Source organism: Streptomyces sp. NBC_01481, from assembly GCF_026339995.1.
GTDB lineage: Bacteria > Actinomycetota > Actinomycetes > Streptomycetales > Streptomycetaceae > Streptomyces.
The window spans coordinates 855,252-871,370 of record NZ_JAPEPT010000005.1 but is presented as its reverse complement, the minus strand read 5'-3'; the positions used below and the strand labels follow the sequence as shown (position 1 = coordinate 871,370).

Annotated in this window: 9 protein-coding genes and 3 pseudogenes; 5 read left to right on the top strand and 7 right to left on the bottom strand. The window is 70.6% G+C overall.

The annotated features are described in order from the left end of the window. Positions 1–391, top strand: a 391-nt coding sequence (locus tag OOK40_RS29995) for a proprotein convertase P-domain-containing protein (protein ID WP_266487636.1), incomplete at its 5' end; no start/stop codon positions are given. 77 nt (positions 392–468) lie between these two features. Here the strand turns inward: OOK40_RS29995 and OOK40_RS29990 are convergent. Beyond that, positions 469–901 (bottom strand): annotated as a pseudogene (locus OOK40_RS29990) (NADPH-dependent F420 reductase); the annotation flags it as partial. A 138-nt stretch (positions 902–1,039) separates the two neighbouring features. Between OOK40_RS29990 and OOK40_RS29985 the strand changes: the two are divergent. After that, a pseudogene (locus OOK40_RS29985) lies at positions 1,040–1,180 on the top strand (3'(2'),5'-bisphosphate nucleotidase CysQ); the annotation flags it as partial. A 104-nt stretch (positions 1,181–1,284) separates the two neighbouring features. Here the strand turns inward: OOK40_RS29985 and glgP are convergent. The 6 genes and pseudogenes from glgP to OOK40_RS29950 all read right to left on the bottom strand — a co-directional run bounded on the left by glgP (position 1,285) and on the right by OOK40_RS29950 (position 10,848). Then, a pseudogene (glgP, locus tag OOK40_RS35370) lies at positions 1,285–3,946 on the bottom strand (alpha-glucan family phosphorylase). A 347-nt stretch (positions 3,947–4,293) separates the two neighbouring features. Next, the gene (locus tag OOK40_RS29970) at positions 4,294–5,571 is read right to left on the bottom strand and encodes a flavin-dependent oxidoreductase (protein WP_266487631.1); all 1,278 of its coding nucleotides are present in this window, start codon (positions 5,569–5,571) and stop codon (positions 4,294–4,296) included. 18 nt (positions 5,572–5,589) lie between these two features. Further along, positions 5,590–6,711: a monodechloroaminopyrrolnitrin synthase PrnB family protein gene (locus OOK40_RS29965; protein WP_266487629.1), complete on the bottom strand. Its 1,122-nt coding sequence runs from the start codon at positions 6,709–6,711 to the stop codon at positions 5,590–5,592. A 126-nt stretch (positions 6,712–6,837) separates the two neighbouring features. Next, positions 6,838–8,253 (bottom strand): MFS transporter, encoded by a 1,416-nt coding sequence (locus OOK40_RS29960; RefSeq protein ID WP_266487626.1) that lies wholly within the window; start codon positions 8,251–8,253, stop codon positions 6,838–6,840. Continuing rightward, positions 8,250–9,776 carry a 4-hydroxyphenylacetate 3-hydroxylase family protein gene (locus OOK40_RS29955; protein ID WP_266487624.1) on the bottom strand — a complete coding sequence of 509 codons (1,527 nt, stop codon included), beginning with the start codon at positions 9,774–9,776 and terminating at the stop codon, positions 8,250–8,252. The genes OOK40_RS29960 and OOK40_RS29955 overlap by 4 nt, the downstream gene beginning before the upstream one ends. Positions 9,777–9,879: 103 nt before the next feature. Then, positions 9,880–10,848 (bottom strand): AraC family transcriptional regulator, encoded by a 969-nt coding sequence (locus tag OOK40_RS29950; protein ID WP_266487623.1) that lies wholly within the window; start codon positions 10,846–10,848, stop codon positions 9,880–9,882. A 118-nt stretch (positions 10,849–10,966) separates the two neighbouring features. On the opposite strand from OOK40_RS29950, the gene OOK40_RS29945 reads away from it, so the two are divergent. From OOK40_RS29945 to treS, 3 genes are all read left to right on the top strand, one after another. Further along, complete coding sequence (locus tag OOK40_RS29945; protein ID WP_266487621.1) at positions 10,967–11,896, top strand: SDR family oxidoreductase; 930 nt, start codon at positions 10,967–10,969, stop codon at positions 11,894–11,896. A 505-nt stretch (positions 11,897–12,401) separates the two neighbouring features. Then, on the top strand, positions 12,402–14,402 hold the full coding sequence (locus tag OOK40_RS29940) for an alpha-1,4-glucan--maltose-1-phosphate maltosyltransferase (RefSeq protein ID WP_266487619.1): 2,001 nt from the start codon (positions 12,402–12,404) through the stop codon (positions 14,400–14,402). Further along, a complete protein-coding gene (gene treS / locus OOK40_RS29935) occupies positions 14,399–16,105 on the top strand; it encodes a maltose alpha-D-glucosyltransferase (protein ID WP_266487617.1) in 1,707 nt (568 codons plus the stop codon). Before OOK40_RS29940 ends, treS begins: the two co-directional genes overlap by 4 nt. Positions 16,106–16,119 lie beyond the last annotated feature (14 nt).

Sequence of the window (16,119 nt, the reverse complement as noted above, 5' to 3'; positions counted from 1 at the left end):
CGGCATCAACGTCGGCGCCCGCCCCGGCGGCGGCGACCCGGGGGGCACGGTCTTCGAGAACACCGCTGACGTCTCCATCCCGGACAACGGCGCGGCGGTCACCTCCTCGGTCACCGTCACCGGCCGCACCGGCAACGCCCCGAGCACCCTCAAGGTCGGCGTGGACATCATCCACACCTGGCGCGGCGACCTCGTCGTCGACCTGGTCGCCCCGGACGGATCGGTCTACAACCTGAAGCCGTTCAGCGGCTCCGACTCCGCCGACAACGTCCAGGCCACCTACACCGTCAACGCCTCGTCCGAGGTCGCCAACGGCACCTGGAAGCTCCGCGTCCAGGACAAGGCCGCCTGGGACACCGGCTACATCAACAGCTTCAAGCTCACCTTCTGAGCCTGGAGGCGAAGTGACACAAGGAACGTGACTCAAGGAAGCTGCCCGGGGGCCGAGCCCCCGGGCAGCTTTCGCGTTCAGCGGGCGACGGAAAGGGCGAACGGCCTCGGTCCGTGCCGGCGGAACAGGTGCGGGACGAGCAGGACCAGTGCCTCGGTCGCGCGGGCCGTGGTGATGTCACCCAGGTCCTCGATTCCACTCCGGCCGCCGGCCGAGGTCGGCGAGCAGGCGGCCCACGGCCGCCTTGGCATCCTCGTCGTCGCCCGAGAGGAACGCCGTCGGCGGGGTGGACAGGCTGCCCGGGTCGGTCATGACCGTGAACAGCATGGTGTTGAGCGTCTTGACGACGCACGTACGGGGCAGTGCCTGCTGGAGCAGCTCGGCGAGGCTGCTCTCCGGGTAGCACAGTCCCCCCGGCAGTCCGTCCGCGCCGCGCTTGGTGGCGTTGGAGACGTCGACGAGGATCGTGCCGTCCAACTCCTCCCGCAGGGCGGTGAGCCGCTGCAGTGTGGTGTTCGCCGCCCAACTCGCCTCCGTCGGCCACGAGGTGACCGTCGGATCCCGCAACCCCACCGCCACAGCGGCCCGGCGGTGTCGCTGGAGTATCTGCGCGACACTCTGCTGGCCGCCCGTGCCTGCCACCCTGGGCAGCTGGTCCATGTCGCAGCCGGGCGGACGGATGCCTTCTGGCAGTACAGCCGGGTCCGCTCCGGGCTGGTGCCGGGCGCCCTGCTGGTCTCGGAGGCGGGCGGGAGGGTGAGCGACACCCGCGGACGCCCGTGGACCCCCACCGGGTCGCAGATCCACCACTCGCCCTTGGGCAGGACACCGGTGTCCAGCTCGTCCTCGACGGGCGGCACGGTGCCGGGCACCGTGCCGCCCCAGAAGCCGCCTCAGCGCATCAGCACGCCCGCGCCCTCCCCCGTCGCCTCCGTGGGCAGCGCCACCAGCCCCAGGTCGGCGCTGGCCGCGAGCAGCGGATGGGCCGGCAGGATGCGCACCGTATAGCCGAACGGGCCAGTGCGGTCCAGCGAGAGCGGGCCCTCGTAGACCCAGCGGCCCTCCAGGTCGGGGCCGCCCGCGGGCTTGAGCGGGAAGGTCTGGGCGTCGGCGATCGCGTCGTCGGAGTCGACGCGGCCGGACACCGCCTGCACCTCCACATCGTCCGGCTGGAGTTCGCCGAGTGCGACCCGCACCCGCAGCGCCAGCGTGGAGCCCAGCTCCGCCGTTCCCCCGGCCGCCGACTGCTCCAGCGCCTCCACATGGTCGACGGCCACGTGCGGCCAGCTCACCCGCACCCGGCCCTTCCAGGACGCCAACTCCCGTGCCGTGTCGGCGTTCAGGGACCGGTGGGCCCGGGCGGCCGGGGCGTAAAGACGCTCCACGTACTCCCGGACCATGCGGCCCGCGAGCACCTTCGGGCCGAGGGTGGTCAGCGTGCGCCGAACCATCTCGATCCAGCGCTGCGGCAGCCCGCTCGCGCCCCGGTCGTAGAAGCGGGGCGCCACCCGGTTCTCGATCAGCTCGTACAGCGCGCCCGCCTCCAGCTCGTCACGCCGGTCGTCGTCCGTCGCCGAGCCGTCGGCCGTCGGGATCGCCCAGCCGAAGTCCGGCTCGAACCACTCGTCCCACCAGCCGTCCAGGACGGACAGATTGAGGCAGCCGTTGAGCGCGGCCTTCATTCCGCTCGTGCCGCACGCCTCCAGCGGCCGCAGCGGATTGTTCAGCCAGACGTCGCAGCCCGGGTAGAGCTTCTGCGCCATCGCCATCCCGTAGTCGGGCAGGAAGACGATCCGGTGGCGCACCCGCGGATCGTCGGCGAACCGCACCAGCTCCTGCACCAGCCGCTTGCCGCCGTCGTCCGCCGGATGCGCCTTGCCCGCGACGACGATCTGCACCGGCCTGGTCGGATGCAGCAGCAGCTCCATCAGCCGATCGCGGTCGCGCAGCATGAGCGTGAGCCGTTTGTACGAGGGGACCCGGCGGGCGAAGCCGATGGTGAGGACGTCGGGGTCGAGCACTCCGTCGACCCAGCCCAGTTCGGCCGCTCCGGCGCCCCGCTGGCGCCAGGAGGCCCGCAGCCTCTCCCGTACCTCCAGGACCAGCTGTTCACGAAGCTCACGGCGCAGCTCCCAGATGTCGGCGTCCGGGATGTCCGCGACGGCGTCCCAGCGCTGGGAGCCGCCGACGGACAGGGCGTCCTCCGCGCGGCTGGTGCCGATCTGGCGCACGCCGAGCCGGAACACCTCGGGCGCCACCCAGGTAGGCGCGTGCACGCCGTTGGTGACGGACGTGATGGGCACCTCCTCGGCGTCGAAGCCGGGCCACAGCCCGGCGAACATGCCGCGGCTGACTGCCCCGTGCAGTGTGGAGACGCCGTTGGCGCGCTGGGCGAGCCGCAGGCCCATCACTGCCATGTTGAAGAGGTTGGGCTCGCCGCCCGGATAGGTCTCCATGCCGAGCTGGAGCACCTTCTCGACCGGGACTCCGGGCAGCTCTCCGCGCTCCCCGAAGTGGCGGGCGACGAGCTCGCGGTCGAAGCGGTCGATCCCGGCGGGCACGGGTGTGTGGGTGGTGAACACGGTCCCGGCGCGCACGGCTTCGAGCGCGGCGTCGAAGTCGAGGTCCTGGCCGCCGCGCTCTTGTAGTCGCCCAGTTCGCGATGCGCTCCAGGATCGAGGAGTTGCGCGGTCTCGTTGCGGGAACACCGGCGCGGGATGTCGGCGAGGCGTTGCATCGGCACGGCCTGCACGTCTCGATGCCCAGCAGCATCTCCTGGAGAAGCCGGTGCTCGCTGCCGCCGCCGTAGAGCCGGTCGGTGACATCGCGCTCGCCGTGGCCGTTCTCCTCGACGTCCGAGTCGAGCATCAGCAGCGGTACGCGGCCGACCCGCGCCATCCAGATGTGCGCGCGCAGCGAGCGCCCGCCGGGCAGCGCGAGGGACACCAGGCAGGGTGTCCCGTCGGGCTCCCGCAGCAGGCTGACGGGCAGTTCGTTGGGGTCGAGCAGCGGATAGTGCTCCTGCTGCCAGCCGTCCCGGGACAGCGACTGGCGGAAGTAGCCGTGGCGGTAGAGCAGCCCGACGCCGATCAGCGGCACGCCGAGGTCGCTCGCGGCCTTGAGATGGTCGCCGGCCAGGATGCCCAGGCCGCCGGAGTACTGGGGCAGTGCGGCGGTGACACCGAACTCGGGCGAGAAGTAGGCGACCGCTGCGGGGAATCCGGCGCCCTCGGGGTCATGGTCCCCCAGGGCGCCACTGTGTGCCTGGTACCACCTGCGACCGTGCAGGTAGTCGTCCAGGTCGTCGGCGACGGCGGCGAGTCTGCGCAGAAAGCGCCGGTCCCCGGCCAGCTCCGCCAGCCGGGTGGCGGACACCGATCCGAGGAGTCGTACGGGATCGCCACCCGCTGCCTGCCAGCCGTCGGGGTCGACGGCCTGGAAGAGGTCACGGGTCTCGGTGTGCCAGGACCAGCGCAGATTGCGCGCCAGTTCACTGAGCGGAAGAAGTGGTTCGGGCAGGACGGGGCGGACGGTGAATCGACGAATGGCCTTCACGGGTTCCACCTTCGCAGGGGAGGTACGCATCCGAGGGGACGCACGACGGTGTGCGTCCTTTTCCGTCCCGACAGACGGTAGTGGTACCCCGCCCTCCTCAACCACGGCGCGCGCCGGGCCCACGGGCGGGCGCCGGTGCATTCAGCACGTCGAAGGGGCGTTCAGCGCGGCTAGGCCGTCTCTGACAAATAGCGCCGTCCGCCCGCAGGGCGGGGTGCGCGGCGTCCGATGCGTGCAATCGCAAGGCGGAGGACCATCCTTGTACTGGACGTACTTGGATGACTCCGACAACGCAGCGAGTGGGCGTGCCGGACGCCGCGCGCCAGGCGAGATTTGTCAGAGACGGCCTAGCGCACCGCCGGGTCGTAGGGAGAGCCCTGGTTGACGGTCCCCGGGTCGAAGGCCCCGGTGGCCGCGTACCGGGCGGCGATCTCGGCGAGTTCCCGCTTCGGGATCACCTCGTCGATGTCGGTGAAGCCGCCGGGGGCGCGCTCGTGGGCGAGGTTGATGACGACCTCGGGTCCGAGGCGGCGGTTCGCCTGCTGGAGTTCGGTCATCGCAGGCCTGCGTTCGGCCTCGTACGCGGCCAGCGCGCGGGCCGGGTCGGGGTGCAGGGCCATGGCGTGGCCGAGCGCGCGGGCGTCGACGATGGACTGGGTCGCGCCGTTGGAGCCGATCGGGTACATGGCGTGGGCCGCGTCGCCGGTCAGCGTCGTACGGCCGACGGACCAGCGCTCCAGCGGATCGCGGTCCACCATCGGGTACTCGAAGGCGCCTTCGGCGGCCCGGAGCACCTGGGGGACGCTGACGCCGTCGAAGTCCCAGCCCTCGTAGTGGTGCAGGAACTTCTCGACCGGGACCTCCCGGTTCCAGTCTCCGCGCGTAGCGTCGCCGGTGGAGTCGGCGGGCATCGCGAGCGCCCAGTTGACCAGCACCTCGCCGCTGTCCCTGTCGGGCTCGGTCATCGGGTAGACCACGGCCTTCTGGCGGTCGTCTCCCGCGATGAACATGAAGGTGCCGATCTGGTGGGCGGGCATCCACGAGACCCCGCGCCAGACGAGCACGCCGTTCCACGGCGGCTCGCCCTCGCCCGGGTTGAGCGCGGCGCGCACCGTGGAGCGGATGCCGTCGGCGCCGATGAGGACGTCGGGTTCGAGGGACGCCCTGCCGCGCCGGGCGCCGTCGCGGTGTTCGAGCTGGACCCGGGGGCGGCCGTCGGCGAGCGGTTCGAGGCCGGTTACCTTGACGCCGCCGACGAGCGCGCCGGGCCCGAGCCGGGCGCGAACCGCGTCGGCGAGCGCGCGCTGGAGTTCGCCGCGCTGGATGGAGAGCTGGGGCCAGTGGTAGCCGGCGCCGAGGCCGCGCGGCTCGCGGGAGATGAGGCCGCCGCTTCGGTGGTAGTAACGCAGCTCACGGGTGCGTACGGAGCACTCCTCCAGCCGGTCGAGCAGCCCGAGCGCGTCGAGTTCGCGCACCGCGTTGGGCATGATGTTCAGCCCGGCGCCGACCGGGCGCAGCTCGCGGACCGTCTCGACGACGGTGATCCGCTCGAATCCGGCGGTGTGCAGGGCGAGTGCCGCGGTGAGCCCGGCGATTCCTCCGCCGGCGATCATGATGTGGGTCATGGGGACCTCCAGGGACGGTCAGACGACGGGGGTGCGCGGCCGCTCGATCGAACGGCGTACGAGGGTCTCGTTGTCCCGGGTCAGATCGAGCACGGAGCGGAGCAGCTCGATGGGGGCGCCGCCGCTGCCCACCTCGTACAGCCGCACCTCCTCGCCGTACGCCTTGCGGGCGATGGTCATGTGGCGGGCCCGGAAGGTCTTGAGGATGCGCAGCACGCGGGCGAGGGAGACCGCGGACGCGGCGAGCTGCGGCGGCAGCCGGTGGGCCGCCTCCCAGCTGATGGCGGCCGAGAGCTTGGAGACGGCGGAGGTACCGCCCTTGTGTTCGGCGTAGTGGTCGCGCCAGGAGGGGAGGCTGTAGCGCACCGAGTCGTCGAGGAAGGCGTCGTAGGCGGGGTTGCTGCGGTCGGACTGCCACAGGGTCAGATCGACCAGCCAGAGCGGCACCTGGGCGGCGGCCGGGCCGAGGTAGTCGGTGCCCGCGACGTCGATCTCCTCGAAGTAGGAGCGCATCCGGGTCGCGAAGAAGACGGGCGAGACATTGGCGACGGTGAAGTCGATGGAGTCGACCATGGACTGCACATGCTGGGCGGTGCGGTCGAGCGCGAGGGCGAAGCCCGGTTCGTAGGGCTCCCTGCGGGCGAGTTCCGCGCAGGTGTCGAGCGCCGCCACCAGGCTGGGGAAGACCATCCGGACCGCGTCCTGGAGATTGCTCTCCATGATGTCGCCGGTGTACATCCGCTGCCGCGCGCCGAGCGGGTTCCAGGTCGTGTAGTGGTGCACGGTGTCGCGCGGCACCATGTCGGTGCGCCGGCCCAGCTCTTCGAGCACCGGAAGGACGTCGGGCACCGCCGCGACGGGCTCGACGCCGTGCCGTTTGAGCGATCCGAGCAGGATGCCGAGGTCGCGCATGGCCGCGAGCGCGTCGGTGACGCCGAGCGCGGCAACCCGTTCGGGCTCGGGCACCAGGGTGCGCAGGGCGACGGTGAGCGCGGGCACATCGGCGTCGGCGTTCATCGCGGGCAGCGCCGCGAGCAGCGCGTCGGCGCCGAGCGGGTCGGCCGCGCGTATCTCGGCTATCCGGTAGCGCGGATCGCAGCGCGACTGGAGACCGGGCGCGACAAGGTCGTACAGGGTCAACGGAATGCCCCCCTCGGGCAACGTCGGTTCAGTGGGTGGGATGCGGCGCAGTTGCTCGCGTCACGCGCTCACCGGACGCTTTCGCCGCCTGCGTACGCCTGCGCGGTACGCACTCGCCGCATACGGTCACTCCACGGCACCGCCCACAGGGTCCCGGCGCGGTGGCGCCGGGGCGGGCCGGGGCAGCCGCAGTCGTACGCAGAGCAGGGCGGCCAGTGCGGCGAAGGCGGCGCCGGCCAGCAGCGCGGAGCGGAAGCCGGAGGTCTGGGCGGCGGCCGAAGGGCCGCCCCCGGCGGTGGCCACGGCCACCAGGACGGCGAGCCCGAGCACCGAGCCGAACTGCTGGCTGGTGTTGACGAGTCCGGAGGCGAGGCCGGTCTCCTCGGGCGCGGCCTCGGCGGTGGCGGCCACATTAGTGGTGACCATGACCAGCGGCAGGGCGACGCCGAGGACCAGGCTGGGTGCCAGGACCGTCGTTGCGAAGGTTCCGTCGGCGGACAGGGCGAGCGCCAGCCACACCATGCCCGCGACGAGGAGCCCGAAGCCGGCGGTCATGGTGGCCCTGAGCCCGATCCGGACGATGAGACGGCCGGTCCCCGGGGCGACGGCGACCACCACCAGTGACAGCGGCAGCAGTCCGAGTCCGCCGGTCAGCGGGGACTGTTCGAGAACGCTCTGCAGATACAGGCTGACCAGGAAGAACATGGGGAACAGCGCCATCTGGGCCAGTGCGCTGAGGATGTTGGCGTCCCGCAGCGCGGGCCGTCGCAGCACGGCGGGCGGCACCAGCGGGCTCGGGAGCCTCGACTCCAGTACGGCGAAGGCCGCGAGCAGCGCGAGGCCCGCACCGCCGGCGGAGAGGGTCCGGGTGCTGGTCCACCCGGACTCGCCCGCGCCGACGAGTGCGTACGCCACCAGCCCGAGGCCGCCGGTGGCCGTGAGTGCTCCGCCCAGGTCGAAGCCGGGCTGTGCGCTGCGCGTCCCCCCGTTGAGAACGCGCAGTGCGAGCAGTCCCATGACCAGAGCGAGGAGCACATTGAGCCAGAACGTGGAGCGCCAGCCGAGCAGATCGGTGAGCACTCCTCCGAGCACGGTGCCGAGCACCCCGCCCAGTCCGCCCATCGCGGCGAAGGCCCCGAGCGCCTTGTGCCGTCCGGGCCCGTCCGGGAACAGGTTGAGCAGCAGTGCGAACGCCGCGGCGGCGGCGAAGGCGGCGCCCACGCCCTGCACGGACCGCGCGGCGATCAGGGCGCCCGGCGTCCCGGCGAGCCCGCCCGCCGCGGATGCGGCGGCCAGCAGTCCCAGACCGCCGAGGTAGAGCAGCCGGTGGCCGAGGAGATCGGCCAGGCGCCCGCCGAGCAGCAGCAGTCCGCCGAAGGCGATGAGGTAGGCGTTGGCCACCCAGGACAGTCCGGCCGAGCCGGAGCCGAGGTCGTCGCCGACCGACGGCAGCGCGACATTGATGATGGCCGTGTCCATGATCAGCAGCAGCTGGGTGGAGGCGAGCAGCGCGAGCGCGGCGCCCGGACGGGCCGAGGTCACTGGCCCGTCCTCGGGTCCTGTCCGGCCGATCCTGCCGGGCTCGCGTGCCCTGGCACGCACGCTCGCTGATCCGGCCTGATCGACCGGAAAGGACCCAGGTCCTCGCCCAGGCCGTATCCCTCGAGACAGGCCTGGGCCAGCTCCTCGCAGCTCTCCGCGCCGCCCGCCCACGTCTGCATGGTCAGATAGACGTGCGGGGCGCCGTGGTAGAAGCGCTCGTACTGCTCATGGCGTCCGGCGAACTCCGAACCGAGCGCGTCCCACACCAGCTTGAGCAGCTTGACCCGGTCCTCGGCCGGGGTGCCGGGCACGCGCAGATACTTCCTCACGACCGGCCCGAGCCGCGGGTGCAGCAGATCCCCGCCGGAGGCCGGGAGCTGGATGATGCCGCCGCCGGCGAGCAGTTTGATCTCCTGGACGGCGCGCGGGTAGATCTCCCCGGCCATGATGCGCTGGGCGTAGGAGATCTCCCGGCCGGGCATGACGCCGCCGCGGCCGCCGTCGACCTGCTCATGGCCGGCCTCGGCCGCCAGTACGAACGCCTTGGCCTGGGCGACCATGCCGAGCAGCCGCCCGACCGACTGGGTGACGGCCGGGAGTTGGGAGGTGTTGTTGGCACGAGTCAGCAGGATGGCGAGGCCGGTGAGGAATTCGAGCTTGGTCCAGAAGCGGGTGGCCGCCTGGTGGCTGAAGTTGAGGTAGGCGGGCGTCCCCCACCACATCGCCGCGGTGGCCTCGGCATTGCGGTAGGTCAGCACCCGCTCCCACGGTACGAAGACCTCGTCGCAGACCAGCAGCGCGTCGTTCTCGTCGAAGCGCGACGAGAGCGGGTTGTCGAAGACGCTGCGGGCCCCCGCCTCGTACGACGTACGCGAGACGAGGGTCAGGCCCGGTGTGCCGACGGGCACCGAGAAGCACAGCGCGTGCTCCACGTCCTCGGGCGCCAGTGGCTCGATCGTGCCGACGAGCACCTCGTCGGCGAAGACGGCCCCGGTGCCGATCATCTTGGCGCCGCTCACCACGATCCCGTCGTCCTTCTCGGCGACGACCCGCACGACCAGGTCGTCCTCCCCCTCGCCGGACTGCGGGTTGGTGATGGTGAAGGCCGCGTACAGATCGCCTTCGGCGAGCCTGCGGTGGTAGGCGAGGGCGTTGTCGGCGCCGTCGAAGGAGTCGGTGGTGAAGACCTCGGGCAGAGCGGCGAAACCCGCTGCTCCGCCTGCCATGTAGTCGGGCGTACGCCCGAGGAAGCCGAAGCTCGACTCGGTCCACACCTTGTAGGCGTGCCGCCGCGCGACCAGGTCCTCGTAGGAGCGCGGCACGGCGAAGGCGCGGTGGACGCCGCCGGAGGTGAGGACCGGGCTGTGCTCGGAGTCGTGCGCCAGGTCGTACAGGTGCGCGACCGATGCCGCGGTATTGCGGAAGGCGGCATGGCGGGTGACGTCCCTGACCCGTTCGCCGTCGAGCCACACCTCACGCCCGTCACACAGCGATGCGAGGTATTCCTGGCCGGACCTGGTCAACGTCTCTCCTCGAACGGAACGTCCCCCGACACAGCCGAGCCTCGCTCCAGCCAGGGACACTGGGCAATGAACGACCGTCCAGCGGTGATTAAGAACCGGCCAGTCATGCAGCTGAGGGGCTTTTCGATCGGTACTCTCCCGGCGTCATTCCGTACCACTTGCGGAAGGCCAGGTGAAAACCGACCGAGCTCTGGTAGCCGACCCGCTCCGGTACGGCCGACTGGGGCAGCGAGGTCTCGCCGAGCAGCCGGGCCGCCTCCTGCATCCGCCGCCCCGTCAGATGCCGGGCGGGCGCCTCGCCGACCAGCTCGCGGAAGGCCGCCGTGAACGCCGATCGGGACATGCCGACCTCGCGGGCGAGCGACTCGATGGTCCAGGGCTCGGCGAACCGGGTCGCGATGATGACCATGGCCCGGCTGATACCGGGATGGCGCAGAACCGGCAGCGCGGAGGGATTGCGGGCCAGTTCGCGCAGCAGCGGCCGCAGTGCGAGCACCAGCGCCATCTCGAAGGCCCGCAGCGTGATCAGCCGGTCGCCGGGGCCGACCGGGCGGTCGGTGGCGGCGAGCAGCCGCAGCGTGTCGCGCAGCAGCGGCTCCCTGTCCACCTGGGAGTGGTCCAGCACCAGCGCCCAGGGCAGCGCCGTGTAGAGGTGGGTGGCCACGGAGGCGTCGTAGTGCAGCCCGGCGCAGAGCAGTCGGCTCTCGGGCCCGTCGCCCTCGATCCTGATCTCACCGGAGGTACCCGGCGCACGCTCGGGCAGTACGGTGCCGAGCGCGACGCCCCGCCGCTCCGGCCGGTCGGAGAGCCGGTGCGCGGTGCCGGTGGGAAAGACGGCGAGGTCGCCCTCGTGCAGTTCGAGCGGGGTCTGGCCCTCGGCCGTGATCCAGCAGCCCCCCTCGGTGATGAAGTGCAGTACGGCGCAGCTCTGTTCCGCGTCGCCCTCGATGGCCCAGGGGGCGCTGACATGCCAGCGGCTGTCGAAGACCCCCGTCAGACGTAAGGGTTTGAGCAGCTCGCTGAGGAGGTCGTCCCCTCCGCGCTTCGTCGGTTCCGTCTCCGTCGGTTCCATTGGACGATCCTTCAACCCCCGCCCCGGTTTGTTAATTGATCGGCCGAAGCCGCCGAAGCGAGCCTGGAAGAGCCGTTCACGGCAGCAGCCACACCCTATCGAAGGGCTCTTCAGACTTATGTCCGATCACATTCCGATGCGCGTAGCGGTCGTGGGGGCGACCGGGTTCCAGGGAGGTGCGACCGCCCGTCTGCTGGCCGAGCGGAAGCACCGCGTGCGCACACTGAGCCGCAAGCCCGAGGCCGATCGTCCGGAGCTGACCGGCGTTTCCGTCGCGAGCGGCGACCTCGGGCGGTACGAGGACGTACGCCAGCTCTTCGAAGGGGCCACGCACGCGGCGGTGGTGATGCCGCTGGTGTACCAGGCCGAGAAGGTCATGCGGTACGCCCAGCACATAGCGAAGGCGGCCCGCGAGGCCAGGGTGGGGCGGCTGGTCTACAACGCCAACACCCGTGTCCCCGACCGGAGCACGAATGTGGTGGCCTTCGAGACGCGCAGGCTCGCCGAGACGGTCTTCCGCGAGGGCCTCGCCCACAGCGGTGTGGAGCTGGTGGTCGTACGCCCGCCGGTCTATCTGGACAACCTCTTCAGCCCGTGGAACGGCCCGGCCCTGGTGAACGAGGGTGTGCTCGCCTACCCGCTGCCCCCCGACGTCCCAACGGCGTGGATCTCGCACCGGGACCTGGCGGAGGCGGTCTACGCGGCGCTCACGGTGGACGGTGTGGCGGGCCGTACCTTCGACATCGGCGGCGCGCAGACGCTCACGGGCGCCGAGCTCGCGACGGCCTTCGGGCAGGGCCTCGGGCGCTCGGTCCGCTATGTGCCCCTGGAGCCGGGCGTCTTCGAGCAGGGGCTCGCCCAGATCCTGGGCGAGGAGTCGGCCGCCGGAGTGTCGGGGATCTACCACTACATGGCTACGGGCCTGGAGCCCGGCCTGATGGCGGGCGACGCGGGCGAGTCGGCACAGGCGCTGTCGCTGAAGCCGGCGCCGGTGGACGAGTGGGTGGCACGGCAGCCGTGGCAGATGTGGTCGGGGGAGCAGTCATGAGCGCGCGGAGGCGAGAGCCGAGCTGGGGAGCGTAGCCGAGCGGAGGCTCGGTGCTGTGAGGTGGTGCAGGGCGCGGGCCCCGACGCGAGTGGCGTCGGGGCCCGCGCCCGATTACGTACGCCACGTCTTGTGCAGTCACCCACGTCCTAGCAGTGCTGCACACCCCGGGGGCAACCCCCGGACCCCCGGCACGAACCCCACGGCCGCAACCCGGACCCGGCCGCGTGCCCGATTACGTACGCCACGTCTTGTGCAGTCACCTACGTCCTAGTAGTTAACACTCCACCGGATTGCCCACCCGAAGACCGTGGGAAGGCTCACCCGGTACGCATGCCACCGCACCCCTTCTCGACATTCTTTCCGCCCACCCGAGTGAACGCGGACAGGAGCGGCCATGCCCGCAGCCCGCCAGTCGTCGACTGAGCAGCTACAAAGAACCAGCAAACCTCGCATAAATGCCCAACGTGCTCAATCCGCCCTGCCCGCACCACCCTCAGGTGATCCCATGATCGGTCGTATCCCCGTCCTGGACGTCCGTCCCCAAGTCGACTGCGGGAGGAGGCCCGCAAAAGCGGTGACGGGTGAGACCTTCCAGGTCACCGCCACCGTCTTCCGGGAAGGGCATGACGCGGTCGCCGCCAATGTCGTCCTTCGCGATCCGACCGGACGCCCCGGCCCCTGGACTCCCATGCGCGAACTGGCCCCCGGCAGCGACCGCTGGGGCGCCGACGTCACCCCGGACGCCGAGGGGCGCTGGACCTACGCCGTCGAGGCGTGGAGCGACCCCGTCGCCACCTGGCGGCACACCGCCCGGATCAAGATCCCCGCCGGTATCGACACCGCGCTGGTGCTGGCCGAGGGCGCCGAGCTGTACGAGCGCGCCGCCGCCGGGGTCCCCAAGCGCGACGGCCGCGAGGCCGTGCTCGGCGCCGTCGACGCCCTGCGCGACGAGGAGCGCCCGGCCGCCACCCGGCTCGCCGCGGCGCTCGCCCCCGATGCCACCGCCGCGCTCGACCGTCACCCACTGCGCGAACTGGTCACCGCTTCCCGCCCGTTGGCCCTGATCGTCGAGCGCAGGCGCGCCCTGTTCGGCTCCTGGTACGAGCTCTTCCCGCGCTCCGAGGGCGCGATCGTCAAGGAGGGTGCGCCGCCCGTCTCCGGCACCTTCCGCACCGCCGCCGAGCGGCTGCCCGCCGTCGCCGCGATGGGCTTCGACGTCGTCTATCTGCCGCCCGTCCACCCCATCGGCACCACCTACCGCAAGGGCCCGAACAACACCCTCTCCCCCGGCGCCCACGATGTCGGCGTCCCCTGGGCCATCGGCTCCCCCGACGGCGGCCATGACGCGCTCCACCCCGACCTCGGCACGTTCGAGGACTTCGACCACTTCGTCGAGGCGGCCCGCGAGCTGCGCATGGAGGTCGCGCTGGACTTCGCGCTCCAGTGCTCGCCCGACCACCCCTGGGTGGAGAAGCACCCCGAGTGGTTCCATCACCGCGCCGACGGCACGATCGCGTACGCCGAGAATCCGCCGAAGAAGTACCAGGACATCTACCCGATCGCCTTCGAGGCGGACATGCGCGGTCTGGTCAACGAGACCGTGCGCGTGCTGCGCTTCTGGATGGACCACGGTGTACGGATCTTCCGCGTGGACAACCCGCACACCAAGCCCGTCGTCTTCTGGGAGAAGGTGATCGCGGACATCAACCGCGGCGACCCGGACGTGATGTTCCTGGCCGAGGCGTTCACCCGGCCGGCGATGATGCACACCCTCGCCGCGATCGGCTTTCAGCAGTCGTACACGTACTTCACCTGGCGCAACACCAAGCAAGAGCTCACCGAGTACCTCACCGAGCTCTCCGGCGAAACCGCCTCGTACATGCGTCCCAATTTCTTCGTGAACACCCCCGACATCCTGCACGCCTATCTCCAGCACGGCGGGCGCCCGGCCTTCGAGGTGCGGGCGGTGCTGGCCGCGACGATGTCGCCGTCCTGGGGCGTGTACGCGGGATACGAACTGTGCGAGAACGTTCCCCTGAGGGATGGCAGCGAGGAGTATCTGGACTCCGAGAAGTACCAACTGCGGCCGCGAGACTGGGAGTCGGCGGAGCGCGAGGGCCGCACCATCACACCCCTGATCACCGCTCTCAACCGGATCAGGCGCCGGCACCCCGCCCTGCAGCAGCTGCGGGACATCCACTTCCACCCGACCGACAACGAGGCGGTGATCGCGTACTCGAAAACCGCCGAGGGCGCTTCGGGTTCGAACACCGTGCTCGTGGTCGCCAACCTCGACCCCCACCACACCCAGGAGGCCACGGTCTCGTTGGACATGCCGCACCTCGGCCTCGACTGGCACGAGAGCGCACCGGTGCGCGACGAGCTCACCGGCGAGACCTATCACTGGGGCAGAGCCACCTATGTGCGCCTAGAGCCGGGCGTCACGCCCGCGCACATCGTTGCTCTGCGACCGTCCCCGCCGATCGGAGGGTCACCCACATCATGATCGTCAATGAGCCCGTCCACGACCTGTTCGAGGACACGCCCGCCAAGGACCGCGACCCCGACTGGTTCAAGCGGGCCGTCTTCTACGAAGTCCTGGTGCGATCGTTCCAGGACAGCAACGGCGACGGCATCGGCGACCTCAAGGGCATCACCGCCAAACTGGACTATCTGCAGTGGCTGGGGGTCGACTGCCTCTGGCTCCCGCCTTTCTTCAAGTCCCCTCTGCGGGACGGCGGTTACGACGTCTCCGACTACACCGCGGTACTCCCCGACTTCGGCGACCTCGCCGACTTCGTGGAGTTCGTCGACGCCGCGCACCAGCGCGGCATGCGCGTCATCATCGACTTCGTCATGAACCACACCAGCGACCAGCACCCGTGGTTCCAGGAGTCCCGCAGCGATCCCGACGGGCCCTACGGCGACTACTACGTCTGGGCGGATGACGACAAGCAGTTCCAGGACGCCCGGATCATCTTCGTCGACACCGAGACGTCCAACTGGACCTTCGACCCGGTGCGCAAGAAGTACTACTGGCACCGCTTCTTCTCCCACCAGCCCGATCTCAATTACGAGAACCCTGCGGTGCAGGAGGAGATCATCTCGGCCCTGCGCTTCTGGCTGGACCTGGGCATCGACGGATTCCGTCTCGACGCCGTGCCGTATCTGTACCAGCAGGAGGGCACCAACTGCGAGAACCTCCCCGCCACCCACTCCTTCCTCAAGCGGGTGCGCAAGGAGATCGACGCCCATTACCCGGACACCGTGCTGCTGGCGGAGGCCAACCAGTGGCCCGAGGACGTCGTCGACTACTTCGGCGACTTCCCGGCCGGCGGCGACGAGTGCCACATGGCCTTCCATTTCCCGGTGATGCCCCGGATCTTCATGGCGGTACGGCGCGAGTCCCGCTACCCCGTCTCGGAAATCCTGTCCAAGACCCCGGCGATCCCGAAGAACTGCCAGTGGGGCATCTTCCTGCGCAACCACGACGAGCTGACCCTCGAAATGGTCACGGACGAAGAGCGCGACTACATGTACGCGGAGTACGCCAAGGATCCGCGGATGCGCGCCAACATCGGCATCCGGCGCAGGCTCGCCCCCCTGCTCGACAACGACCGCAATCAGATCGAGCTGTTCACGGCACTGCTGCTCTCGCTGCCCGGATCGCCGATCCTGTACTACGGCGACGAGATCGGGATGGGCGACAACATCTGGCTGGGCGACCGCGACGCCGTACGGACGCCGATGCAGTGGACCCCCGACCGGAACGCGGGCTTCTCCTCCTGCGACCCCGGCCGGCTCTATCTGCCCACCATCATGGATCCGGTCTACGGCTACCAGGTCACCAATGTCGAGGCGGCGATGGCCTCACCGTCCTCGCTGCTGCACTGGACCCGCCGGATGATCGAGATCCGCAAGCAGAACCGCGCCTTCGGCCTCGGCTCATACACCGAACTGCCCTCGTCGAACCCGGCCGTGCTCGCCTTCACCCGCGAGTACAAGGACGATCTCGTGCTCTGCGTGCACAACTTCTCCCGGTTCGCGCAGCCCACCGAGCTCGATCTGCGGGCGTTCGGCGGACGGCACCCGGTGGAGCTGATCGGCGGCGTGCGCTTCCCGGCCATCGGCCAGTGGCCCTATCTGCTGACTCTCGCAGGCCACGGCTTCTACTGGTTCCGGCTGCGCAAAGAAGCAGCCACCGCCTGACGCACAGGTAACGA